A 21615-nucleotide genomic window follows, 5' to 3' on the forward strand; every position below is an offset into this window, starting at 1 on the left:
CGTCTATCCTTAGGTGTCCTCTTCCGTCTGGTCATCCGTCTGGAGCTGCCGTGCGCATCGACCTGCACTGTCACTCCACGGCGTCCGACGGTACGGACACCCCGGCCGAGCTGGTGCGCAACGCCGCCGCGGCCGGACTGGACGTGGTCGCGCTGACCGACCACGACACCACCCGTGGGCACGCCGAGGCGATCGCCGCGCTGCCCGCGGGACTCACCCTGGTCACGGGCGCGGAGCTGTCCTGCCGGATCGACGGCGTGTCCATGCACCTGCTGGCCTACCTCTTCGACCCCGAGGAGCCCGCCCTGCTCGCCGAGCGCGAGCTGGTCCGGGACGACCGGGTGCCGAGGGCCCAGGGCATGGTCGCCAAGCTGAACGCGCTGGGCGTGCCGGTCACCTGGGAGCAGGTGGAGCGGATCGCCGCCGGCGGTTCCGTCGGACGTCCGCACGTCGCCACCGCGCTGGTCGAGCTGGGTGTCGTGCCGACCGTCGGTGACGCCTTCACGAAGGAGTGGCTTGCCGACGGCGGCCGGGCCCACGTGAAGAAGCACGAGACCGACCCCTTCGAGGCGATCCGGCTGATCAAGGGCGCGGGCGGCGTCGCCGTCTTCGCGCACCCGGCAGCCGCCAAGCGCGGCCGTACGGTCCCCGAACCGGCGATCGCCGCGATGGCCGCGGCCGGTCTCGACGGCATCGAGGTCGACCACATGGACCACGACGCCGACGCACGGACCCGGTTGCGGGGCCTCGCGAAGGAGCTGGACCTGCTGGTCACGGGCTCCTCGGACTACCACGGCAGCCGTAAGACCGTGTCCCTGGGCGCTTACACGACCGATCCGGAGGTGTACGGGGAGATCACGCGGCGGGCGACCGGCGCGTTCCCCGTCCCGGGAGCCGGCGGAGTCTGACGGCCGGCGCCCCGCATCCCCGCGCCCGCGCCTTCCCCCCTTCCCTTTCCTTCCGCACGTCCGCCGTGCCGCCGTGTCCGCCCGCCGGACGGGCGCCGCCGGTCGTGGCTTCACCCTGCAAGGCTCACCATGTTCAACGTCGCCGTCTTCGGCTCCCTGTTCCTGACCCTCTTCGTCATCATGGATCCCCCCGGGATCACCCCGATCTTCCTCGCCCTGACCGCCGGACGGCCGGGCAAGGTGCAGAAGCGGATGGCCCTGCAGGCGGTCTGCGTGGCGGGCGGGGTCATCGCCGTCTTCGGCGTCCTGGGGCACCAGATCCTGAACTACCTGCACGTCTCCGTCCCCGCGCTGATGATCGCGGGCGGCCTGCTGCTCCTGCTGATCGCGCTGGACCTGCTCACCGGCAAGACCGACGAACCGAAGCAGACCAAGGACGTCAACGTGGCGCTCGTGCCGCTGGGGATGCCCCTGCTGGCGGGGCCCGGCGCCATCGTGTCCGTGATCCTGGCCGTGCAGAAGGCCGACAGCATGGCCACGCAGGTGTCGGTGTGGACCGCGATCCTCGCTATCCACGTCGTGCTGTGGCTGGTGATGCGCTACTCGCTGCTCATCATCCGGGTCATCAAGGACGGGGGTGTCGTGCTGGTGACACGGCTCGCGGGCATGATGCTCTCCGCGATCGCGGTGCAGCAGATCATCAACGGGGTCACTCAGGTGATCCGGGGGAGCTGAGCCGGTTCCGGCCCGGCGCCCCCGGAAAGCGTGAGTGGCGATGCCCGCTTACGAGGCCGGGCTCTCGGCCGGGCGGATCCACAGACGCTGCCCGATGGCGGCGGCCTGCTGAACGATCCGGTTGACGGAGGCGGCGTCCACGACGGTGCTGTCCACGGTGGTGCCGTCGACCTCGTCGAGTCGCATGATTTCGAAGCGCAAGGGCTTCTCCCTTCGTCTGGTCATCCTCCTGCGGAGAACTACTCGGTGCACCGGGTGGGTATCCGGTGTCGTACGTAGTCAACGTGCTGCGTGTTACAAACATTCCCTACGCTAAAGAAAATTTTCGAACGGCTAATTACCGACCGGTAAGCGGCCTTCGGGGGACCGACCGGGACCGGTTGTGTTCGCAGCGTGACCGACGGGACAATGGGACCGATGAACGACGACCTGGCGGCCCTCGGCGCCCGCATCGACCGCACGAACGAGCTGCTGCAACGCATGCTCGCCGAGGTGGCGAAGACGCCCTCGACCCACGCGATCTTCGTCGACGCGGGTTACCTGTACGCGGCCGCGGGACGGCTGGTCGCCGGGACCGAGGACCGGCGGGCCTTCGACCTCGACGCCGAGGGCCTGATCGACGCCCTGATCGACAGGGCCCGCCAGATCTTCGCGGACAGCCGGCTGCTGCGCGTGTACTGGTACGACGGCGCCCGCCGCCGCATCCACACGGCCGAGCAGCAGTCCATCGCCGAGCTCCCGGACGTCAAGGTCCGCCTCGGCAACCTCAACGCCAACAACCAGCAGAAGGGCGTCGACTCCCTCATCCGCAGCGATCTGGAGTCACTGGCCCGGCACCGCGCGATCAGCGACGCGGCCCTGCTCGGCGGTGACGAGGACCTGGTCTCCGCGGTCGAGGCGGCCCAGGGCTACGGCGCCCGCGTCCACCTCTGGGGCATCGAGGCGCCCGAGGGCCGCAACCAGGCCGAACCGCTGCTCTGGGAGGTCGACAGCCAGCGCACGCTCGACCTGGAGTTCTTCAAGCCGTACGTCACCCGGCGCACGGCGGCCGCCTACGAGGCCACCGCCGGCACCCGCCCCACCCGTGAGGACGTCCGCTTCGTCGGCGCCCAGATCGCGGCCAAGTGGCTGGCCTCCCGGGGCCGCGAGGCACTGGTCGAACTGCTCCCCGGCCACCCCTACCTGCCCGGCTCCGTCGACCAGGACCTGCTGGTCGAGGCCGAGGGGCTGCTGCAGTACTCCCTGCGCGGCCAGGCCGACCTGCGCCGCGCCCTCAGGGACGGATTCTGGGACCACCTGCAGGCGCAGTACTGAACCCGTCAGCCCACGTCGTCCCAGAAGTCGGCGAGAGCGCGGGCCGTGGCGAGCGGGCGGTCGGTGTTGGGGGAGTGCTGGGCGCCGTCCACGACCGTCCGCCGTGCGCCCAGCCTGGCCGCCATGTCGTCGAGCAGGGGCACCGGCCAGGTGTCGTCCAGCACGCCGGACAGGACGTGGAACGGCAGCGGTACGGCGGCCAGTTCGGCTATCCGGTCCGGCTCCGTGCACAACTGCCGTCCCGTCGCGATGAGTTGGGCGGGCCTGGTGCCCAGCCAGCGGCGGCGCAGATCGTCCCGGGCGTCCAGGCCGCCGTCGAGCGCGGGCGCCTCCGTGTCCTCGGGCGTCTCCATCGCCCGCATCGCGTCCCACACCTCGGCCATGCTCATCACGGCCAGCGCGTCCCGCAGCAGCTTCACCCGCTCCTGCTGGGACGTCGAGATCTGCGCCGGGCCGGAGGACATCAGCGTGAGGGACAGGAAGGGCGCGTGGTCGGTCAGTACGGCCGCGCGCGAGATCTGTCCGCCGAGTGAGTGGCCCAGCAGGTGCACGGGCTGCCCGAGCGCGTCCGCCTGTGCCAACACGTCTCGCGCCAACTCCTGCTGCGCGTAGGCGGCTTCGTCCGTCTCCGGGCCGTCGGTCTCGTACTGCCCACGGCCGTCCACGGCCACGGTCCGGTACCCGCGCTCCGCGAGCGGCACGTGCAGCGGATTGAAGTCCTCCTTGCTCCCGGTGAACCCGGGCAGCAGCAGGGCGACCCCCCTGGGCTCGACCCCGGCGGCCACAGGAGCGTCGACCACGGCGAACGCACCGCGCGACGTCCGAAGGGAGTACGCACGGGCGCCGGGAGGCGGGAGGAAGGTGTCGGGCCTGCTCATGGGGAGAGGGTATCGGGCGGGCCATCGGCGCGGCAGCGGCGCAAACGGGGGGGGCGGGCGGGGGGACGCGGGTGCACGTGGCACGACGCCGACGGCCCGGCCCACAGGAGTGGACCGGGCCGTCGGCGGCTGACGGCGTACCGCGTGCGCGGCGCCGGATCAGGCCTCGTCGGTCTCCACGGCGGCCGTCGCCTTGCGGGTACGGCGTCGCGGCGTGACCTCCGGCTCGTCGGTCGCCTGCGCCGGAATCTCCGGAGCGGCGGCGGTCTTCCGGGTGCGGCGGACCTTCGGAGCGGGGGCCTCGTCGGCCGCGTCCGCCGCTGCGGCGGCGGTCTTGCGGGTGCGGCGGGGCTTGGCCTCCGTGCCTTCGGCGGTGTCCGCGGCGGCCTCGGCGGCAGCGGCGGTCTTGCGCGTGCGGCGCGGCTTGACCTCGGCCTCGGGTGCCTCGGCGGTGGCCGCGGCGGCCGTCTTCCGCGTGCGGCGCGGCTTGGCAGCGGGCTCCGCCTCGGCGGTCTCCGGTGCGGCGGCGGTCTTGCGGGTGCGGCGGGGCTTGGCCTCCGTGCCTTCGGCGGTGTCCACGGCGGCTTCCGCGGCGGCGGCGGTCTTCCGGGTGCGGCGGACCTTGGGAGTGGCGGCCTCGTCGGCCGCGTCCGCAGCCGTGGCGGCGGTCTTGCGGGTCCGGCGGGGCTTGGCTTCCGTGCCTTCGGCCGTCTCCACGGCGTCCGCAGCCGTGGCGGCGGTCTTGCGGGTGCGGCGGGGCTTGGCCTCCGTGCCTTCCGCGGTGTCCACGGCGGCCTCGGCGGCAGCGGCGGTCTTGCGGGTGCGGCGCGGCTTGGCCTCCGTGCCTTCCGCGGTGTCCACGGCGGCCTCGGCGGCAGCGGCGGTCTTGCGGGTGCGGCGCGGCTTGGCCGCCGGGGCCGCTTCCTCGGTGACCTCGACGGTCGTGGGCGCGGGCTCGGCGGCCTCCGCCACGGCCGTCGTCTTGCGGGTGCGGCGGCGCGGCTTGGCCTCCGTGCCCTCCGCGCTGTCCACGGCGGCCTCCGCCGCGACAGCCGCCTCGGGCGCCGGGGCGGTCACGGTCTCGGGCGCCGGGGCGTCCACCACCGTGGACTCCACCGGTGCGTCCGCCGGACGGCGCTCCGCGGACTTGCGGGTGCGGCGACGGCGCGGCTGCTCCTCGGCTGCCGGGGCCTGCACCGTGTCCACCGCCTCGACGGCGGCCTCGGGAGCCGCGGGCACGACGGCGGCCGGAGCGGCCTGCGCCGAGGCTCCGCCGCGGGTACGCCGGCGGCGGCGCGGGGTTCGGGTCGCCGACGACTCCTCGGCGCCGGACTCGGCGGCCGGTGCCGGAGCGGTCGTCGCGGCGGAGGCGTCCAGCGGAGTACCGCCACGCGTGCGGCGGCGGCGACGCGGAGTGCGCTCCGGACGCTCGCGCTCGCCCGCGGCGGACTCGGCACGGCCACCGCGGCCGCCCCGGTCACCGCGACCGCGCCCACCGCGCCCGCCGGTCTCGCCCAGGTCCTCGAGCTCCTCCGCGGCCAGACCGGCACGCGTCCGCTCCGAGCGCGGCAGTATGCCCTTGGTGCCCTCGGGGATGCCGAGGTCGGAGAACAGGTGCGGGGAGGTGGAGTACGTCTCCACCGGGTCGTTGAAGCCCAGCTCCAGCGCCTTGTTGATCAGCTGCCAGCGCGGGATGTCGTCCCAGTCGACGAACGTGATCGCCGTACCCTTGGCGCCCGCGCGGCCCGTGCGGCCGATGCGGTGCAGGTACGTCTTCTCGTCCTCCGGGGACTGGTAGTTGATGACGTGGGTGACGCCCTCGACGTCGATGCCGCGCGCGGCGACGTCGGTGCAGACGAGGACGTCCACCTTGCCGTTGCGGAAGGCGCGCAGCGCCTGTTCGCGGGCGCCCTGGCCGAGGTCGCCGTGGACCGCGCCGGAGGCGAAGCCGCGGCGCTGGAGCTGCTCGGCGATGTCGGCCGCCGTGCGCTTGGTGCGGCAGAAGATCATCGCGAGTCCGCGGCCCTCGGCCTGCAGGATGCGGGCGACCATCTCCGGCTTGTCCATGGAGTGACCGCGGTAGACGAACTGCTTGATGTTCGCGACCGTGGCGCCCTCGTCGTCCGGCGCGGTGGCGCGGATGTGCGTGGGCCGCGACATGTAACGGCGGGCGAGGCCGATGACGGCGCCCGGCATGGTCGCCGAGAACAGCATGGTCTGCCGCTTGACCGGCAGCATGTCGATGATCTTCTCGACGTCGGGCAGGAAGCCCAGGTCGAGCATCTCGTCGGCCTCGTCGAGGACCAGGCACTTGACGTGCTTCAGGTTCAGCTTCTTCTGGCCGGCGAGGTCGAGCAGCCGGCCGGGGGTGCCGACGACCACGTCGACGCCCTTCTTGAGGGTCTCCACCTGGGGCTCGTAGGCCCGGCCGCCGTAGATGGCGGTGACGCGCACGTTGCGCACCTTGCCCGCGGTCAGCAGGTCGTTGGTGACCTGCGTGCACAGCTCGCGCGTGGGGACGACGACGAGCGCCTGCGGGGCGTCGGTGAGGGATTCGGGGGCGGCCCGTCCGGCCTCGACGTCGGCGGGAACGGTGACGCGCTCCAGGAGCGGGAGGCCGAAGCCCAGCGTCTTGCCCGTGCCGGTCTTGGCCTGGCCGATGACGTCCGTGCCGGAAAGGGCGACGGGGAGCGTCATCTCCTGGATGGGGAAGGGGGTGACGATGCCGACGGCCTCCAGGGCCTCGGCCGTCTCGGGAAGGATTCCGAGGTCTCGAAACGTCGTAGTCAGGGTGCTGCCTCTTCTGTGTGGCGCGGCGCGAGGCGAGCGCGGGGGTCTTTGACGGACCGTGCCGGGGACGTCGGCTGCCATACGGGCGAACCACTCGGGCCAGCCGTAAAGCACGGGACCACTGCCGACGCTCTAGCGCTCGTACCGCTGAGGGTGTCCCTCCGGTCGTCGTACGCACTGGGTCGTACGGCCGGGGAGGGCTGTCGGGTCGGAGCCGATCGGGCCACCGACCGGGCATCCTCATGCGTGCGCCCTGTCGGAACACGTCGAACATCGTCGACGCACTCAGCAGGCGCATTACCACCATACCCCGGAATCGCGCACATGTGATGGCCGATTTGGTCACGTAGTCGTCGTCACAGTGATCGGCCAGGGGCTTCCGGGGAGCGTCGAGCGGGCTATTGTGCGCCTCATGAGTAGCTCTGACAAGCCTGGAAACGCCTCCGCCGCCTCCGCCGAACCGACCGGCGTCGCCGCCCGGGACTGGGCGCAGGCCTCCGCCGACCCGCAGTACCGCGCCGCGGTCGTGGATCTGCTCGGCGCGCTCGCGTACGGAGAGCTGGCGGCGTTCGAGCGGCTCGCGGAGGACGCCAAGCTGGCGCCGACCCTCGCGGACAAGGCGGAACTGGCCAAGATGGCGTCGGCCGAGTTCCACCACTTCGAGCGGCTGCGCGACCGGCTGACCGAGATCGGCGAGGAGCCGACGGCCGCCATGGACCCGTTCGTCGCCGCGCTCGACGGCTTCCACCGGCAGACGGCGCCCTCGGACTGGCTGGAGGGTCTGGTCAAGGCGTACGTCGGGGACTCGATCGCGAGCGACTTCTACCGGGAGGTCGCGGCCCGCCTCGACTCCGACACGCGCGAGCTGGTACTCGCCGTGCTCGACGACACGGGGCACGCCGGGTTCGCGGTGGAGAAGGTGCGGGCCGCGATCGACGCCGACCCGCGCGTGGGCGGCCGGCTGGCGCTGTGGGCGCGGCGGCTGATGGGGGAGGCGCTGTCGCAGTCGCAGCGGGTGGTCGCCGACCGGGACGCGCTGTCCACCATGCTCGTGGGCGGGGTGGCCGACGGGTTCGACCTCGCCGAGGTCGGGAAGATGTTCTCGCGGATCACCGAGGCCCACACGAAGCGGATGGCTGCGCTGGGTCTGGCCGCGTAGCGCCTGGCCAGGGGTGTCTGCGGGGGTCGCGCGGCCGCGGGTGCGTCGTGGCCGGCCGCGGTCCCCGCGTCCCCGTGGGGCGTCGTCGCCCGCCGCGCGGTTCCCGCGCCCCTCGGGGCGTTGCCGGTGGCGCCCGCTACGCCGTCGCTGATCGGCGCAGACGGCCCGTCGGGCGGAGCAGCAGGGACAGGGATGCCGCGGAGACGATGGCGGCGCCCAGCAGACTCGGCAGGACGGTGTGCGGCCCCAGGGCGCTGTGGGTCACGAAGTCGCCGAGCAGGCCCCCGGCCAGGCCCGTCGAGTACACCAACGGGCGGGACGGCAGCCGGTGCGACAGCCGGTGCGCCGCCGCCCACGCGAGGAACAGGCCGAGCACAGCGGATCCGAGTGCTTCCAGGATCATCTCCAGGTCCCTCCCACGGCCGGCCTGTCACTGACGGTCGTAGCCCGTCATACCCGTGACCTGCGAAATGCAATCCTCCGCCGTGGAGGAGTTGTGCAGCGTCCGTGCGCGCCGCAAGCGCGGGGGCCCGGCGGCAGATCCCACCGGGCCCCTCACGCGATCTCGGCCTACAGCGTGCCGAACCCGACCTTGCGCACGGTCGGCTCGCCGATCTCCACGTACGCCAGACGGTCCGTCGGCACCAGGACCTTGCGGCCCTTCTCGTCCTGAAGGCTCAGCAGCTGCGTCTTGCCGGCCAGCGCCTCGGACACCAGGCGCTCGACCTCCTCGACGCTCTGACCGCTCTCCAGAACGATCTCGCGGGGCGCGTGCTGCACGCCGATCTTGACCTCCACGGCTTTGTCCCTCCGACGGTCAGTGATGTGCGCGATCTTCCGCGCCGTACGCAGCACACATTAGCCCGGTGAGGGGACGTACACCCCGCGGGCCGGAACGCCATCAGCGAACAGCCCGCGGGAACGAACGGCCGTCAGTGGTGCTCGTTGCCGTGCAGCGGGAAGCCGGCGATGCCGCGCCAGGCCAGCGAGGTCAGCAGCTGCACCGCCTGGTCGCGCGGGACGCTGCGGTCGCTGTGCAGCCAGGAGCGGGCCACCACCTGGGCGAGGCCGCCGAGGCCGGAGGCGAGCAGCATCGACTCCGCGCGCGAGAGGCCGGTGTCCTCGGCGATGACGTCGCAGATAGCCTCGGCGCACTCGTTGGTGACCTTGTCGACGCGCTCGCGCACCGCGGGCTCGTTGGTCAGGTCCGACTCGAAGACCAGCCGGAACGCGCCGCCGTCGTCCTCGACGTACGCGAAGTAGGCGTCCATCGTGGCCCGCACGCGCTGCTTGTTGTCGGTCGTCGAGGCCAGCGCGCCGCGCACGGCCTGGATCAGCGACTCGCAGTGCTGGTCCAGCAGGGCGAGATACAGGTCGAGCTTGCCGGGGAAGTGCTGGTAGAGCACCGGCTTGCTCACGCCGGCCCGTTCGGCGATGTCGTCCATCGCGGCCGCGTGGTACCCCTGCGCGACGAAAACCTCCTGGGCGGCGCCCAGCAACTGGTTCCGCCGGGCTCGGCGCGGCAGACGGGTGCCACGCGGGCGGGCCGCCTCAGTTTGCTCGATGGCTGTCACGCCGCCTCCCAATGTCGTCCACATGCGGTGTCGACCGCGCGGCCATCGTACTTTTCGGTAACCGTGCTGTGCGCGGTGCGAACGCAGAATTTCACGTACCGGACGGCCGCGAAAGCCGCGGAGAGGTCCTCACCCGTTCCGGCGCGGCCGGAGGAGTCCCGCGGTGTCAGCGGTAGTCGTCCTCGTCCAGTTGGACGACACGTGCCTGTTCGACCAGATCGGCCACGTTCGCCCGGTCCGGATCCACGGCCGTCAACGGGTCGTCGCGGTCCGGCGAGACGTCGGTGTGCTGCTCGGCGGCGTCCGCGTCGGGGGCTTCGACGTCGATGTCCGGGCTCGCGTCGGCGTCCAGGTCCTCGACGGCGTCGGGCTCGATGGGGTCCTCGTTGGAGTCATAGGCCATGGCGGGCTCCCTTCCTACGAACGTCCCTGGAAGAAGCAGGGGCCACACGCGGGTGCCCATGTACGAGCCTAGGAGACGGCTGATCCGGACGCCATGCCGTCTCGCCCGTTCTCCGCCCGGTTCCACCCGTGCGTCCCCGCGCTGCCGGGTTCACCCGTCGCCCGCGGTCCATGCTGTGACGGCGAACACATGAGCCACGACGTGATCACCTCGTAACATTGCCGCATGTCTTCGACCGAGTCGCCGTCCGTGTCGGCCGCCAGTGTGCTTCCGAGGGTGGCGCCCGTCCGGGTCGGTGAGGGCGAGCGGCTGCGGACCGTGGGCCTGCCCGGAGTCACCTTGTCGGTCCGTTCCCGGCCCCCCGCGCGCGAGGGCCTGCCGCCCGCGCTGTACGTCCACGGGCTCGGCGGCTCCTCGCAGAACTGGTCCGCGCTGATGGCCGCTCTGGACGGCGTGGTCGACGGCGAGGCCGTCGACCTGCCGGGCTTCGGCGACTCCCCGCCACCGGACGACGGCGACTACTCGGTCACCGGGCACGCGCGCGCGGTGATCCGTTTCCTGGACGCGGCCGGCCGCGGCCCCGTCCACCTCCTGGGCAACTCGCTCGGGGGCGCGGTCGCCACGCGCGTGGCCGCCGTACGGCCCGACCTCGTCCGCACACTCACCCTCGTCTCGCCCGCCCTGCCCGAGCTGCGCATCCAGCGCACCGCCGTGCCGACCGGCCTGCTCGGTGTGCCCGGTGTGGCCGCCCTCTTCACCCGCTTCACCAGGGAATGGACGGCGGAGCAGCGGGTGCGCGGGGTGATGGGTCTCTGCTACGGCGACCCCGGGCGGGTGTCGCCGGAAGCCTTCCGGCACGCGGTCGACGAACTGGAGCGGCGACTGCGGCTGCCGTACTTCTGGGACGCGATGGTCCGCTCCGCGCGCGGGATCGTCGACGCCTACACGCTCGGCGGCCAGCACGGGCTGTGGCGCCAGGCCGAGCGCGTGCTCGCACCGACCCTGCTCGTCTACGGCGGCCGCGACCAGCTGGTCGGCTTCCGGATGGCGGGCCGGGCCGCGCGCGCGTTCCGCGACTCCCGCCTGCTGACCCTGCCGGACGCCGGGCACGTCGCCATGATGGAGTACCCGGACGTGCTGGCCAGGGCGTTCCGTGAACTGCTGGCTGACGCCGGCGGACCGGACGGGCGTGAGGTGAGCGGACATGACGCGGTCCGGCGCGGTCCGGCGGATCCCGCAGGCGCCACGGACGCCACGGACACCCCAGGCACCGGCCCGCGCGGCGCCGCCGGGAGTGCCTCCACCACGGGTTCGGGGAGCTGAGGGCCGGGGTGGGACGCCACAGCCGCCGCGGACCGGCACCGAAGGCGAAGGACGACTCCGCGGAGCGAGCAGCCCGCCGGGCGCCACAGCGGGACACGGACTCGGGGAACCCCCGGGACGTCCCGGACATACCGGGTCAGAGGGGTGGCCCTGGTACGGCGGCGCCGCCGTACCAGGAGGGTGTCGCCCCGGGCATGCCCAGGGGGGCGCGCGCTCCGTCCGCTCCGACGGCGGGCCGTCCGGGCGTGCCTCGGCTTCCCGACGGCACCCCCGCCCACGGCGTGCCCGGGTTCCGGGCCGGTGCCGGGGGGCCCGCCCGTGGTGGGCACCCCGAGCAGCGCGAAGCGGGCGGGGCCTGGGGCGAGTTCGCCGGTACCGCCGGGGACGGCTCGGGGCCGGGTGTCACGCTGCCACGGCAGCGGGGGGCGGGGCCGGGTGGTTCCGGGCGGCGGCGTTCCGGGCCCCGGCAGGAGTATCTGGACGCGTTCGAGGGCACGGGTGACGGGGCCGAGGACGAGGACGTCCGCGCTCCCCGCCCCGGTCGGGAGCGCTGCACGCAGGAGCGGCCGGACGCCGGGGCGCGGCAGCCGGCCGACGCCGGGGAGCGGAAGACCGGTACCGCCGCGGCGGACGGTCCCGCGGTGCCCGCCCAGCGGGGCGGCGGCAAGGGGCGGGCGTTCACCGGTGTCGCGGCGGCGGCCGTCACCACCGTGCTCGCGGTGGTCGTCGCGGGGCAGGTGACCGGGGGGCGGGACGGCGGCGCCGTGCGGGCGCAGGCCGGCACCGGCACCGGCCAGGCGCGTGACGCGCGCGGTCCCGCAGGGGTGGCTCCCTCCGCCCGGGTGCCGCTGACGTACGAGCAGAAGATGGCCAAGCGGTATCCGCTCGGCGCCGGACTCAAGGGCTCGGGGACGTTCGACGCCGTCCCGGGCCTCGACAAGGCGCCCGGCAAGGGGCAGAAGTACACCTACCGTGTGGACGTCGAGCGGGGACTCGGCCTGGACGGCGCACTGTTCGCGGAGGCCGTGCAAAGGACCCTGAACGACGACCGCAGCTGGTCCCACGGCGGCGCCCGTACGTTCGAGCGCGTCTCGTCCGGCAAACCCGACTTCGTGATCACGCTGGCCAGCCCCGGCACCACCGCGAAGTGGTGCGCCAAGTCCGGCCTGGACACGACGGAGGACAACGTGTCCTGCGACTCGGCCGCCACCGAGCGCGTCATGATCAACGCGTACCGCTGGGCCCAGGGCAGCAAGACGTACGGGGACCAGATCCACGCGTACCGTCAGATGCTCATCAACCACGAGGTCGGCCACCGGCTCGGCCACGGGCATGTGACCTGCCAGAAGGACGGCGAGCCGGCGCCCGTCATGCAGCAGCAGACCAAGTTCCTCGACCACGACGGGATCCACTGCCTGCCCAACCCCTGGCCCTACCCGAAGAGTTGACGGGCGCCGCTCATGTCAGATTGACATGAGCCGTCAAGTCATACATATTTCTGCGCATGTGGTCCCGTCACGCCGTCTCCGACAGCGCCGCCATCGAGCTGGCGCTCATCGGCGTGACCGCACTCTGCGTGGCCGACAACCACTGTCGCTGACGCCGCCCCCTGGCGTTCGCGTCGCGACAACCTTCCCTTTCTCCGTCCGTGACCCTGTCGCGGACATCTCGACGACCGGCGCCCGGGGCCGACGTCTGCCCGCAGACGTCTCACTCCTCGTCCATCTGTCTCACTTTTCGAGAAATCCTCGATCAGCCCCGAGAGGTCGTCTTTCCGATGCGTCAACCGTCCGTCACAGCGCGCCGCGTGGCCGCGGCATCCGTCAGCCTGATCGTGGCAGCGGGCGCCGCCGCCTGCGGCCCGAAGGACAACGATGCCAAGGGTTCCGGTGGCGACTCCGCGCCCCACAAGGGCGGCACGCTCACGGTGCTGAACTCCGAGCCGCAGACCGACTTCGATCCCGCCCGCCTCTACACCTCCGGCGGGGGAAACGTCCCTTCGCTCGTCTTCCGCACCCTCACCACGCGCAACCGCGAGAACGGCGCGGCCGGCGCCGAGGTCGTGCCGGACCTCGCCACCGACACCGGGCGCCCCAACAAGGACGCGACCGTGTGGACGTACACCCTGAGGAAGGGCCTCAAGTACGAGGACGGCAGCCCCATCACCTCCGCCGACGTCAAGTACGGCGTCGAGCGCTCCTTCGCCCCCGAGCTCTCCGGCGGCGCGCCCTATCTGCGCGACTGGCTGGCCGGCGCCGCCGGCTACCAGGGCCCCTACAAGGACAAGAAGGGCCTGTCCGCGATCGAGACGCCGGACTCGCGGACCATCGTCTTCCATCTGAACAAGCCCGAGGGCGAGTTCCCCTACCTCGCCACGCAGACGCAGTTCACCCCCGTCCCGAAGAGCAAGGACACGGGCACGACGTACGAGTCGCACCCGGTCTCGTCCGGCCCGTACAAGGTCGTCAGGAACGAGAACGACGGCGAGCACCTCGTCCTGGAGCGCAACACGTACTGGTCGACCGCGGTCGACGCCGAGCGCAAGGCCTACCCGGACTCGATCGACGTGCGCTCCGGGCTCGACTCCTCGGTGATCAACCAGCGGCTCTCCGCGTCCCAGGGAGCGGACGCCGCCGCCGTCACCACGGACACCAACCTCGGCCCGGCCGAGCTGGCCAAGGTCACCGGTGACGAGAAGCTGGCCGCGCGCGTGGGCACCGGCCACTTCGGCTACACGGACTACATCGCCTTCAACCCGACCGTGAAGCCCTTCGACGACCCCAGGGTGCGGCAGGCGATCTCCTACGCCGTCGACCGCTCCTCGGTGGTCAACGCGGCCGGCGGCAGCGCGCTCGCCGAGCCCGCCACCACCTTCCTGCCCGACCAGAAGTCCTTCGGGTACACCCCCTACGACCCGTTCCCGGCCGGCCGGTCCGGCAACGCCGCCAAGGCCAGGGAGCTGCTCGCGCAGGCGGGCCACAAAAACGGGCTCACCGTCACGCTGACCCACTCCAACAACAAGGACTTCGAGACCAGCCCGGAGATCGCGACCGCCGTCCAGGACGCCCTGAAGAAGGCCGGCATCACGGTCAGGCTCCAGGGCCTGGAGGACAACGACTACCGGGACCGGATCCACGGCGTGAAGACCGAGCCCGGCTTCTTCCTCGCCCACTGGGGTGCCGACTGGCCCTCCGGCGGCCCCTTCCTCGCCCCGATCTTCGACGGCCGGCAGATCGTCAAGGACGGAGCGAACTTCAACACCGGCCTGCTGAACGACAAGTCGGTCAACGCCGAGATCGACGCGATCAACAAGCTCACCGACCTCGACGCGGCCGCCGCACGCTGGGGCGCGCTGGACAAGAAGATCGGTGCCAAGGCCCTCGTCGTGCCGCTGTTCCACCCGGTCTACAAGCGCCTGTACGGCTCCGCCGTCAAGAACGTCGTCATCAGCGACTGGACCGGCGTCCTGGACATCTCCCAGGTCGCGGTGAAGTGACGCCGTGAGCGAGACACTCGTCGCCGCCGGGGCGGACGCGTCCGCCCCGGCGGCCCCGGGGGCACGCCGGTTCTGGCGGCGGCTGCGAGCGCAGCGCGCCGCCCTGGCCGCCGCGTCCGTCGTGGCGCTGCTCGTCCTGATCGCGCTCGCCGCGCCGCTGCTCACCGCCCTGGAGGGCCAGGACCCCACCACCTACCACCCCGACCTCATCGACTCCGCGCGCGGAGGCGTGCCCGTCGGCCCCCTGGGCGGCATCGGCGCGGACCACTGGCTGGGCGTCGAACCGCAGACCGGCCGCGACCTGTTCGCCCGGCTCGTGTACGGGGCGCGGGTGTCGCTCGGGGTGGCGCTGGCCGCGACGGTGCTGCAGGTCGGCATCGGGACCGCGGTCGGCGTGACCGCCGCGCTCGGCAGCCGCTCGGTCGATCAGCTGCTGAGCCGCGCGACGGACGTCATCGTCGCCATGCCGCTGATGATCATGGCACTGGCCCTGCTGGCGATCGTGCCGGCCGGCTTCCCGCGGACCGTCCTGGTCACCCTGGTCATCGGCCTGATCGGCTGGGGCAACACCGCGAAGATCGTGCGCGCGCAGACGCTCACCCTGAAGGGTCTCGACCACGTCGCGGCCGCCCGGCTGAGCGGCTGGAACACCCTGCAGGTCGCCCGCCGCGAGCTGCTGCCCGGCCTCGCCGCGCCCGTCATCACCTACGCGGCGCTGCTCGTTCCCATGAACATCTCCGTGGAGGCGGCCCTCTCCTTCCTGGGCGTCGGCGTCAAGCCGCCCACGCCCAGCTGGGGACAGATGCTCACCGCCGCCGACGTCTGGTACCAGGCCGCACCGCAGTACCTGCTGCTGCCGGCCGGCGCCCTGTTCGTCACCGTCCTGGCGCTCACCGTCCTCGGCGACGGCGTGCGCACCGCCCTCGACCCGCGCGCCGCCTCCCGCCTGCGCGTCGGAACCGGCCGCGGGGACGCCGGCCGAACCGGGAAGGAGACGACCGCATGAGCGGCTTCGGCGGATTCCTGCTGCGGCGGGCCCTGGGCGCGGTCATCACGCTGTTCGTCGTCTCGGTGATCGTCTACGTGGTCTTCTACGCCACCCCCGGCGACGTCGCCCAGATCACCTGCGGCCCGCGCTGCTCACCGGAACAGGTGCACCAGGTCGCCCGACAGCTGAACCTGGACGACCCCCTCCACCTGCGCTACTGGCACTTCCTCCAGGGCCTGTTCATCGGCCAGGACTTCTCCACAGGCACCTCGGTCGAGCACTGCACGGCACCCTGTCTGGGGCAGTCGTACCAGAGCGGCCGGCAGGTCCTGGACATCATCGCGACCAAGCTGCCCGTCAGCCTGTCGCTCGTCCTGGGCGCCATGGTGGTGTGGCTCGTCCTCGGCGTCGGCACCGGTGTGCTCTCCGCCTGGCGGCGCGGCCGGCTCAGCGAGCGCGTCCTGACCGCGGTCACCCTGGCGGGCACGGCCACGCCCGTGTTCGTCATCGGCCTGGTCCTGATGATCGTGGTCTGCGGCGAACTGCAGCTGCTGCCCTTCCCGCAGTACGTGAACCTCACCGACGACCCCGAACAGTGGGCGTGGAACCTTCTGCTCCCCTGGCTCTCGCTGGCCCTGATCGAGGCGGCCGCCTTCGCCCGGCTGACCCGCGCCGCCATGCTGGAGACACTCGCCGAGGACCACATCCGCACCTTCCGGGCCTACGGCGTCGGCGAGCGCGCCGTCGTCGGACGGCACGCGCTGCGCGGCGCACTCGCGCCGGTCATCGCGCTGAACGCCAACAACGTCGGTTCGGCCGTCGGCGGCGCCGTCCTCACCGAGACCCTGTTCGGCCTGCCCGGGATCGGCCAGGAGCTGGTGCACGCCGTGAAGGTCGTCGACCTGCCGGTGGTCGTCGGCATGGTCCTGGTCATCGGCTTCTTCGTGGTCCTCGCCAACGCCGTCGCGGACGTGCTGTACGCGGTGGCCGACCGACGGGTGGTGCTCGCATGAGCCTGGTGGAAGTGACGGACCTGAGCGTCGGGTTCGGCTCCCTGCGGGCCGTGGACGGACTCTCCTTCACCCTGGCCGAGGGCGCCGCCCTGGCCCTCGTCGGCGAGTCCGGCTCGGGCAAGTCCACGGTCGCCGGCGCCCTGCTGGGCCTGCACCGGGGCACCGGGGCGCGGGTCACCGGCTCGGTCCGCGTCGCCGGCACCGACGTCCGGCACGCCTCCGACGAGGAGCTGCGGCGGCTGCGCGGCGCGAGAGCGGCCATGGTCTTCCAGGACCCGCTGTCCTCCCTCGACCCCTACTACGCGGTCGGCGACCAGATCGCCGAGGTGCATCGCGTCCACACGCGCGTGTCGCGACGCGCCGCACGCGCGCGTGCCGTCGAGGTCCTCGACCGGGTCGGCATCCCGGACGCGGCCCGGCGCGCGCGGTCCCGCCCGCACGAGTTCAGCGGCGGCATGCGCCAGCGCGCCCTCATCGCCATGGCCCTGGCCTGCGGACCGGACCTGCTGATCGCCGACGAGCCGACCACCGCCCTCGACGTCACCGTCCAGGCGCAGATCCTCGACCTGCTGCACACGCTGCGCGAGGAGACGGGCATGGGCCTGCTGCTCGTCACCCACGACGTGGGCGTCGCCGCCGAGAGCGTGGACGACGTCCTCGTCATGCGGCACGGCAGGGCCGTCGAGTACGGGCCGGCCGGCTCGGTCCTCGCCGCGCCCGCCCAGGCGTACACCCGCGAACTCCTCGACGCCGTCCCGCGCGTGGACGCCCGCCGGACCGGTTCCCCGGCCGCCGCGGGCGAGGTCGTGCTGGAGGCGACCGGGGTGCGGCGCGAGTTCGGGCGCGGCAAGCGGAGGTTCGCCGCCGTGGACGACGTCTCGCTGACCGTCCGGCGCGGCGAGACCCTCGGCGTCGTCGGGGAGAGCGGCAGCGGCAAGACGACGCTCGGCCGCATGCTGGTCGGCCTGCTGGAACCGACCGCCGGCGGCATCCGCTACGCGGGGCGCCCGCACACCGGCGTGGACCCGGCCGTCCAGATGGTCTTCCAGGACCCCGTCTCCTCCCTCAACCCCCGCCGCGGCGTGGGGGAGTCCATCGCCGATCCGCTCCGGGCGGGTGGGGAACGCGACGAGCAGCGCATCCGGGAGCGCGTGACCGGACTGCTGGAGCGCGTGGGGCTCGACCGGGCACACTACGACCGCTACCCGCACGAGTTCAGCGGCGGACAGCGCCAGCGCATCGGCATCGCCCGGGCGCTCGCCGCCGAGCCGCGCGTCATCGTCTGCGACGAGCCGGTCTCCGCGCTCGACGTCACCACACAGGCCCAGGTGGTCGCCCTGCTCGGCGAACTGCAGCGCGAACTGGGCCTCGCCCTGGTCTTCATCGCGCACGACCTCGCCGTCGTCCGGCAGGTCAGCGACCGGGTCGCGGTGATGCGCCGGGGCCGGCTCGTGGAGTACGGGCCGGCCGACGAGGTGTACGACAGCCCGCGCGAGGCGTACACCAGGCAGCTCCTGGCCGCCGTGCCCGCGCTCGACCCGGAGCTGGCGGCCCGGCGGCGCGCGGCCCGCGGGGAACCCGCAGCGGTGTGACGGTTCGTGAGGGGGTCGTCACCGTCTGATCCCTTAGCGTGGCGCAACGTGGCCCGCACGCGAAAGTTACGACCGTTCACCCCTTTTGGTGGTGCGACGGACAACCGTCCGTCGCACCACCGCCTTGTGCGCTTACGTTCTTCCCGCCGCGGGCCGCCGGGACAACGGCGGCTCCCCAGACGGGAGATCGGGGGTGCACACGTGCGCATCGGACTGCTTACGGAGGGTGGCTACCCGTTTGTGAGCGGTGACGCCGGACTCTGGTGCGACCGGCTCGTGCGCGGGCTGGAACAGCACGAGTTCGACATCCACGCGCTCAGCCGCAGCCGGCGGCAGCGGGACGAGGGCTTCGTCCCGCTCCCGCCGCAGGCCCGCCGGGTGCGCACGGCGCCGCTGTGGACGGCCGAGGACGACGGGGTCGCCCACGGGCGGCGCGCACGCCGGCGCTTCACCGAGTGCTACGCCGAACTGGTCGCCGCGGTGTGCGCCGGAGCCGAGGCCGGATCCGGCACCGGACCCGACACCGGGCCCGAGGCGGGCTCCGCCGATCTGGCGGACCGTTTCGCCAACGCGCTGTACGGTCTCGCCGAACTCGCCCGAGAGGAAGGCGGACTGGTCGGCGCCCTGCGCTCCGACGCCGCCGTACGCACCCTGGAACGGGCCTGCCGCGCCCCCGGCGCGCTGCGCACGGCGCACGAGGCGCGCGTACCGGACCTGCTCACCGTCGCCACCCACCTCGAACGCGCCCTGCGCCCCCTCTCCCTCGACTGGTACGACGAGGACGGCCTCGGCGCGGCCGACCTCTGCCATGCCACCGCAGGCGGTACCGCCGCCCTCCCCGGCCTGGTGGCCCGGCACTTCGCCGGCGTACCGCTGCTGGTCACCGAGTACGGCGTCCAGCTCCGCACGCACTACCTGACCCTCGGCCCCGACACCGCCGCCCCCGCCGTACGCGCGCTGCTCGCGTCCTTCCACGGCCGGCTCACGGCCGAGGTGTACCGCCGGGCCGAGGTGCTCACCCCGGGCAACGCGCACGCCCGCCGCTGGCAGGAACGGTGCGGCGCCGACCGGAGCAGGATCCGCACCGTCTACCCGGGCATGGCGGACGCCCGCTTCACGGAGGTCGGCGAGTGCCCGGACCGCTCCGACCCGGACACCCTGGTCTGGGTCGGGCGCGTCGAACCCGCCAAAGACCTGTTCTCGCTCCTCCACGCCTTCGCCGAAGTACGCAAGGAGGAACCCGGTGCGCGCCTGAGGATCGTCGGCGCACCCGCCGGCCCGGAGGGCGAGGCCTACCTCGGCCACTGCCGGGCGCTCGCCGCACAGCTCTTCCCGGACGAGGCGGACGGCGTCCACGCCGTCGGCGACAACCCCGTCTCCTTCGAGCGGATCGGCGGCCCGGAGGTCCCGACCCTGCCCGACGCCTACGCGTCCGGCGCGGTCGTCGTGCTGTCCAGCGTGGTGGAGGGCTTCCCGATCGGCCTCATCGAGGCGATGTTCTGCGGCCGCGCCACGGTGTCCACGGACGCCGGCGCGGTGGTGGAGGTCATCGGCGGCACGGGTCTCGTCGTCCCTCCGCGCAATCCCCGGGCGCTCGCCGAGGCGTGCGTGGCTCTGCTGCGCGACCCCGAGCGCCGTGAGCGCCTCGGAGCCGCCGCGCGCGCCCGGGCACTCGAACTGTTCACCGTCGAGCAGAACATCGCCGCGTTCCACGGCATCTACCTGGAGATCGTCTCGCACTGCCCGGTCCGCCGGGTCCTGCTGGACGACGCCGGGGACCCCCTGCCGTTCGCCACCCCGGCCGAGTCCCGCATCCCCGGCCGCTGGACCGGCCCCACCGTCCGCCCGCTGCCCCGGGCCGTCCCCGCGTGGGCCACCGGCGCACCGGTGCGCGCGACACCGCCGACCGCGGCGGAGGGGGCGCGATGAGCGGGCGACGGGCCCAGGACACCGGTGCGGGCCACCGCGGCGACGGCACCCGGGAAGACGCCGTGCCCGGCGGCGACCGCCGCGCCGCGAGCGTGCCGGGGGCACCGGACAGGCCGCGAACGCCGAGCGGCGCCGACCCATGGGACCAGCGGGCTGGGGAGTGGCCGCCGCCCGAAGAGACCGCGGTGACGGTTCCGCCCGCCGCCGTACCCCCGCCACGGGGGCCGTCCGTCCGCACGGCTCAGGGCGCCGGGCCCCGCGAACGGCCCGCCCCCGCCCCCCGCCGCGGAGCCGTCGACCCGGTCAAGGCGTTGCTGCACCGGCACCGTGAGCTGTGCGAGCGCGCCGTGGACCCGCTGGAGATCGCGGCCGGGCTGGAGGCGCACGGCGTCACCGACCGGGCGGCCGCCCGTTTCCGGCACCGGGACGTGTTCTCGCTCGCCGAGGAGCTGTACGCGCGCGTGCCGCGCGACGGCGAACCGCACCAGGACACCGACGCCCCGCCCGTGCCCCGCGTCCGCGCCCGATGGGTCCTGCTCACGCTCCTGCCCGGCGCCCTGGCCGCGGCCACCGTGGCCGGCCTGCGGCTCGCCCACGGACAGCCCCGCCCGCTCGTGGCCCTCGGCGGCCTCCTGGCCGTCGCCCTCGCCACGCGCGCGGCACTGCGCCGCGGACCGCTGAGCGGTGAGCCGGGCACGCGCGCGTGGCGCACGTCGAACGGCGCCCGCGCGTGCACGCTCTGGCTGCTCGGATACGCACTCCTGGGCGACGGTCTGCTGCACGCCGTCATGACCGGCGGCCCCGACACCCTGCCCACCGGAACCCCGGACGGCCCCTGGCCCACCGCCTGCGCGTCCGTCCTCGCCCTCACCCTGGCCTGCGCCCCAGCGGCCTGGTGCGCCCACCTGTTCACCGCGGGCGCCCGGCGCAGGCTCGCCGGAAGCCGTGGCCTGGAGGACTTCGCGGCGGCCGCGAAACCGCTGCTGTTCGGCACGGTCACGCTGTTCTTCGGCGCGCTCACCGCGCTGCTCCTGCTGTGCGGCACCGCCCTGCGCGAGGACGCGGCCTACCCGCAGGGCCTCAGCCTGGGCGCACTGCTCCTGCTCGCCCGCCTGCTGGTCGTGCACCACCGCCGGCACGCCCCCGCCCTCGCCCTCGGCGCGGCGACGGCCGCCGAGGCGATGGCCGTCGCCCTGCCCGCGGCCGGCCGGCTGCCCGGCTGCGCCTTCCTGACCACCCCGGTGGAGACGGTCGTGAACGCGTGGGGCGAGGCCGCCGTCCCGGCCCTCGCCTGCGGCGCTGCGGCCCTGAGCCTGCTCCTGCACGCCGTGCGCACCCTCACCGGCGCCTCGGCCCACGCGCCCTCGGGAGCACCCGAGTGAATCTTCCGCCACCGGTCCGGCCCGAGCCCCGTACCGCCCGTTCCGGCCACGCCACGGCACCGGGCGGCGGTGCCGGCGCCCGGCACCGCCGCCGGAGGCACCCGCATCACCCGTTCGAAGGAGAACACCAG

20 protein-coding genes are annotated in these 21615 nt (G+C 73.4%); 13 read left to right on the plus strand and 7 right to left on the minus strand.

Annotated features, from left to right (window positions below; translation table 11 throughout):
• Window positions 1-50 precede the first annotated feature (50 nt).
• Window positions 51-908: a PHP domain-containing protein gene (locus IE177_RS02745; protein WP_190013061.1), complete on the plus strand. Its 858-nt coding sequence runs from the start codon at window positions 51-53 to the stop codon at window positions 906-908.
• A 129-nt stretch (window positions 909-1037) separates the two neighbouring features.
• On the plus strand, window positions 1038-1643 hold the full coding sequence (locus IE177_RS02750) for a MarC family protein (RefSeq protein ID WP_190013062.1): 606 nt from the start codon (window positions 1038-1040) through the stop codon (window positions 1641-1643).
• A gap of 48 nt (window positions 1644-1691) precedes the next feature.
• Here the strand turns inward: IE177_RS02750 and IE177_RS02755 are convergent, their stop codons facing one another.
• Entirely contained in the window at window positions 1692-1844 is a 153-nt protein-coding gene (locus IE177_RS02755) for a DUF8834 family protein (RefSeq protein WP_190013063.1), read from the minus strand.
• A gap of 216 nt (window positions 1845-2060) precedes the next feature.
• On the opposite strand from IE177_RS02755, the gene IE177_RS02760 reads away from it, so the two are divergent.
• Window positions 2061-2957, plus strand: a complete 897-nt coding sequence (locus IE177_RS02760; RefSeq protein WP_190013064.1) for an NYN domain-containing protein — start codon at window positions 2061-2063, stop codon at window positions 2955-2957.
• A 5-nt stretch (window positions 2958-2962) separates the two neighbouring features.
• Here IE177_RS02760 and IE177_RS02765 read toward each other — a convergent pair whose 3' ends face one another.
• A complete protein-coding gene (locus tag IE177_RS02765; protein ID WP_190013065.1) occupies window positions 2963-3835 on the minus strand; it encodes an alpha/beta fold hydrolase in 873 nt (290 codons plus the stop codon).
• Between the two features lie 159 nt (window positions 3836-3994).
• Entirely contained in the window at window positions 3995-6532 is a 2538-nt protein-coding gene (locus IE177_RS02770) for a DEAD/DEAH box helicase (protein ID WP_190013066.1), read from the minus strand.
• 505 nt (window positions 6533-7037) lie between these two features.
• Between IE177_RS02770 and IE177_RS02775 the strand changes: the two genes are divergently transcribed.
• Entirely contained in the window at window positions 7038-7784 is a 747-nt protein-coding gene (locus tag IE177_RS02775) for a ferritin-like fold-containing protein (RefSeq protein WP_190013067.1), read from the plus strand.
• Between the two features lie 136 nt (window positions 7785-7920).
• Here IE177_RS02775 and IE177_RS02780 read toward each other — a convergent pair whose 3' ends face one another.
• The 4 genes from IE177_RS02780 to IE177_RS02795 form a co-directional block, all read right to left on the minus strand.
• Window positions 7921-8187, minus strand: a complete 267-nt coding sequence (locus IE177_RS02780; RefSeq protein WP_190013068.1) for a hypothetical protein — start codon at window positions 8185-8187, stop codon at window positions 7921-7923.
• A 167-nt stretch (window positions 8188-8354) separates the two neighbouring features.
• On the minus strand, window positions 8355-8582 hold the full coding sequence (locus IE177_RS02785) for a DUF3107 domain-containing protein (RefSeq protein WP_190013069.1): 228 nt from the start codon (window positions 8580-8582) through the stop codon (window positions 8355-8357).
• Between the two features lie 134 nt (window positions 8583-8716).
• On the minus strand, window positions 8717-9358 hold the full coding sequence (locus tag IE177_RS02790) for a TetR/AcrR family transcriptional regulator (protein WP_190013070.1): 642 nt from the start codon (window positions 9356-9358) through the stop codon (window positions 8717-8719).
• A 166-nt stretch (window positions 9359-9524) separates the two neighbouring features.
• Window positions 9525-9761: an Rv3202a family protein gene (locus IE177_RS02795; protein WP_190013071.1), complete on the minus strand. Its 237-nt coding sequence runs from the start codon at window positions 9759-9761 to the stop codon at window positions 9525-9527.
• 225 nt (window positions 9762-9986) lie between these two features.
• Between IE177_RS02795 and IE177_RS02800 the strand changes: the two genes are divergently transcribed.
• From IE177_RS02800 to IE177_RS02835, 9 genes are all read left to right on the plus strand, one after another.
• Window positions 9987-11084 carry an alpha/beta fold hydrolase gene (locus IE177_RS02800; protein WP_190013072.1) on the plus strand — a complete coding sequence of 366 codons (1098 nt, stop codon included), beginning with the start codon at window positions 9987-9989 and terminating at the stop codon, window positions 11082-11084.
• A gap of 194 nt (window positions 11085-11278) precedes the next feature.
• A complete protein-coding gene (locus IE177_RS02805; RefSeq protein ID WP_373304996.1) occupies window positions 11279-12532 on the plus strand; it encodes a DUF3152 domain-containing protein in 1254 nt (417 codons plus the stop codon).
• A 56-nt stretch (window positions 12533-12588) separates the two neighbouring features.
• Entirely contained in the window at window positions 12589-12684 is a 96-nt protein-coding gene (locus IE177_RS35680; protein WP_373304997.1) for an Ms4533A family Cys-rich leader peptide, read from the plus strand.
• A 177-nt stretch (window positions 12685-12861) separates the two neighbouring features.
• The gene (locus tag IE177_RS02810; RefSeq protein WP_190013074.1) at window positions 12862-14580 is read left to right on the plus strand and encodes an ABC transporter substrate-binding protein; all 1719 of its coding nucleotides are present in this window, start codon (window positions 12862-12864) and stop codon (window positions 14578-14580) included.
• A 4-nt stretch (window positions 14581-14584) separates the two neighbouring features.
• Window positions 14585-15586, plus strand: coding sequence for an ABC transporter permease (locus IE177_RS02815; RefSeq protein ID WP_190013075.1), 1002 nt, complete (start codon window positions 14585-14587; stop codon window positions 15584-15586).
• Window positions 15583-16581 (plus strand): ABC transporter permease, encoded by a 999-nt coding sequence (locus IE177_RS02820; protein ID WP_190013076.1) that lies wholly within the window; start codon window positions 15583-15585, stop codon window positions 16579-16581. Before IE177_RS02815 ends, IE177_RS02820 begins: the two co-directional genes overlap by 4 nt.
• Complete coding sequence (locus IE177_RS02825; RefSeq protein WP_190013077.1) at window positions 16578-18173, plus strand: dipeptide ABC transporter ATP-binding protein; 1596 nt, start codon at window positions 16578-16580, stop codon at window positions 18171-18173. Before IE177_RS02820 ends, IE177_RS02825 begins: the two co-directional genes overlap by 4 nt.
• Window positions 18174-18374: 201 nt before the next feature.
• On the plus strand, window positions 18375-20102 hold the full coding sequence (locus IE177_RS02830) for a DUF3492 domain-containing protein (RefSeq protein WP_190013078.1): 1728 nt from the start codon (window positions 18375-18377) through the stop codon (window positions 20100-20102).
• Entirely contained in the window at window positions 20099-21484 is a 1386-nt protein-coding gene (locus tag IE177_RS02835) for a hypothetical protein (RefSeq protein WP_229815863.1), read from the plus strand. Before IE177_RS02830 ends, IE177_RS02835 begins: the two co-directional genes overlap by 4 nt.
• Window positions 21485-21615 lie beyond the last annotated feature (131 nt).

Source organism: Streptomyces lucensis JCM 4490, from assembly GCF_014650035.1.
GTDB lineage: Bacteria > Actinomycetota > Actinomycetes > Streptomycetales > Streptomycetaceae > Streptomyces > Streptomyces lucensis.

Excerpts from the sequence above, each read along its gene's own strand:
- IE177_RS02750 (WP_190013062.1), top strand. The coding sequence starts at position 1,038 with ATGTTCAACGTCGCCGTCTTCGGCTCCCTGTTCCTGACCCTCTTCGTC.
- IE177_RS02760 (WP_190013064.1), top strand. The coding sequence starts at position 2,061 with ATGAACGACGACCTGGCGGCCCTCGGCGCCCGCATCGACCGCACGAAC.
- IE177_RS02765 (WP_190013065.1), bottom strand. The coding sequence starts at position 3,835 with ATGAGCAGGCCCGACACCTTCCTCCCGCCTCCCGGCGCCCGTGCGTAC.
- IE177_RS02770 (WP_190013066.1), bottom strand. The coding sequence starts at position 6,532 with ATGACGCTCCCCGTCGCCCTTTCCGGCACGGACGTCATCGGCCAGGCC.
- IE177_RS02775 (WP_190013067.1), top strand. The coding sequence starts at position 7,038 with ATGAGTAGCTCTGACAAGCCTGGAAACGCCTCCGCCGCCTCCGCCGAA.
- IE177_RS02780 (WP_190013068.1), bottom strand. The coding sequence starts at position 8,187 with ATGATCCTGGAAGCACTCGGATCCGCTGTGCTCGGCCTGTTCCTCGCG.
- IE177_RS02795 (WP_190013071.1), bottom strand. The coding sequence starts at position 9,761 with ATGGCCTATGACTCCAACGAGGACCCCATCGAGCCCGACGCCGTCGAG.
- IE177_RS02800 (WP_190013072.1), top strand. The coding sequence starts at position 9,987 with ATGTCTTCGACCGAGTCGCCGTCCGTGTCGGCCGCCAGTGTGCTTCCG.
- IE177_RS02805 (WP_373304996.1), top strand. The coding sequence starts at position 11,279 with ATGCCCAGGGGGGCGCGCGCTCCGTCCGCTCCGACGGCGGGCCGTCCG.
- IE177_RS35680 (WP_373304997.1), top strand. The coding sequence starts at position 12,589 with ATGTGGTCCCGTCACGCCGTCTCCGACAGCGCCGCCATCGAGCTGGCG.
- IE177_RS02810 (WP_190013074.1), top strand. The coding sequence starts at position 12,862 with ATGCGTCAACCGTCCGTCACAGCGCGCCGCGTGGCCGCGGCATCCGTC.
- IE177_RS02820 (WP_190013076.1), top strand. The coding sequence starts at position 15,583 with ATGAGCGGCTTCGGCGGATTCCTGCTGCGGCGGGCCCTGGGCGCGGTC.
- IE177_RS02825 (WP_190013077.1), top strand. The coding sequence starts at position 16,578 with ATGAGCCTGGTGGAAGTGACGGACCTGAGCGTCGGGTTCGGCTCCCTG.
- IE177_RS02835 (WP_229815863.1), top strand. The coding sequence starts at position 20,099 with ATGAGCGGGCGACGGGCCCAGGACACCGGTGCGGGCCACCGCGGCGAC.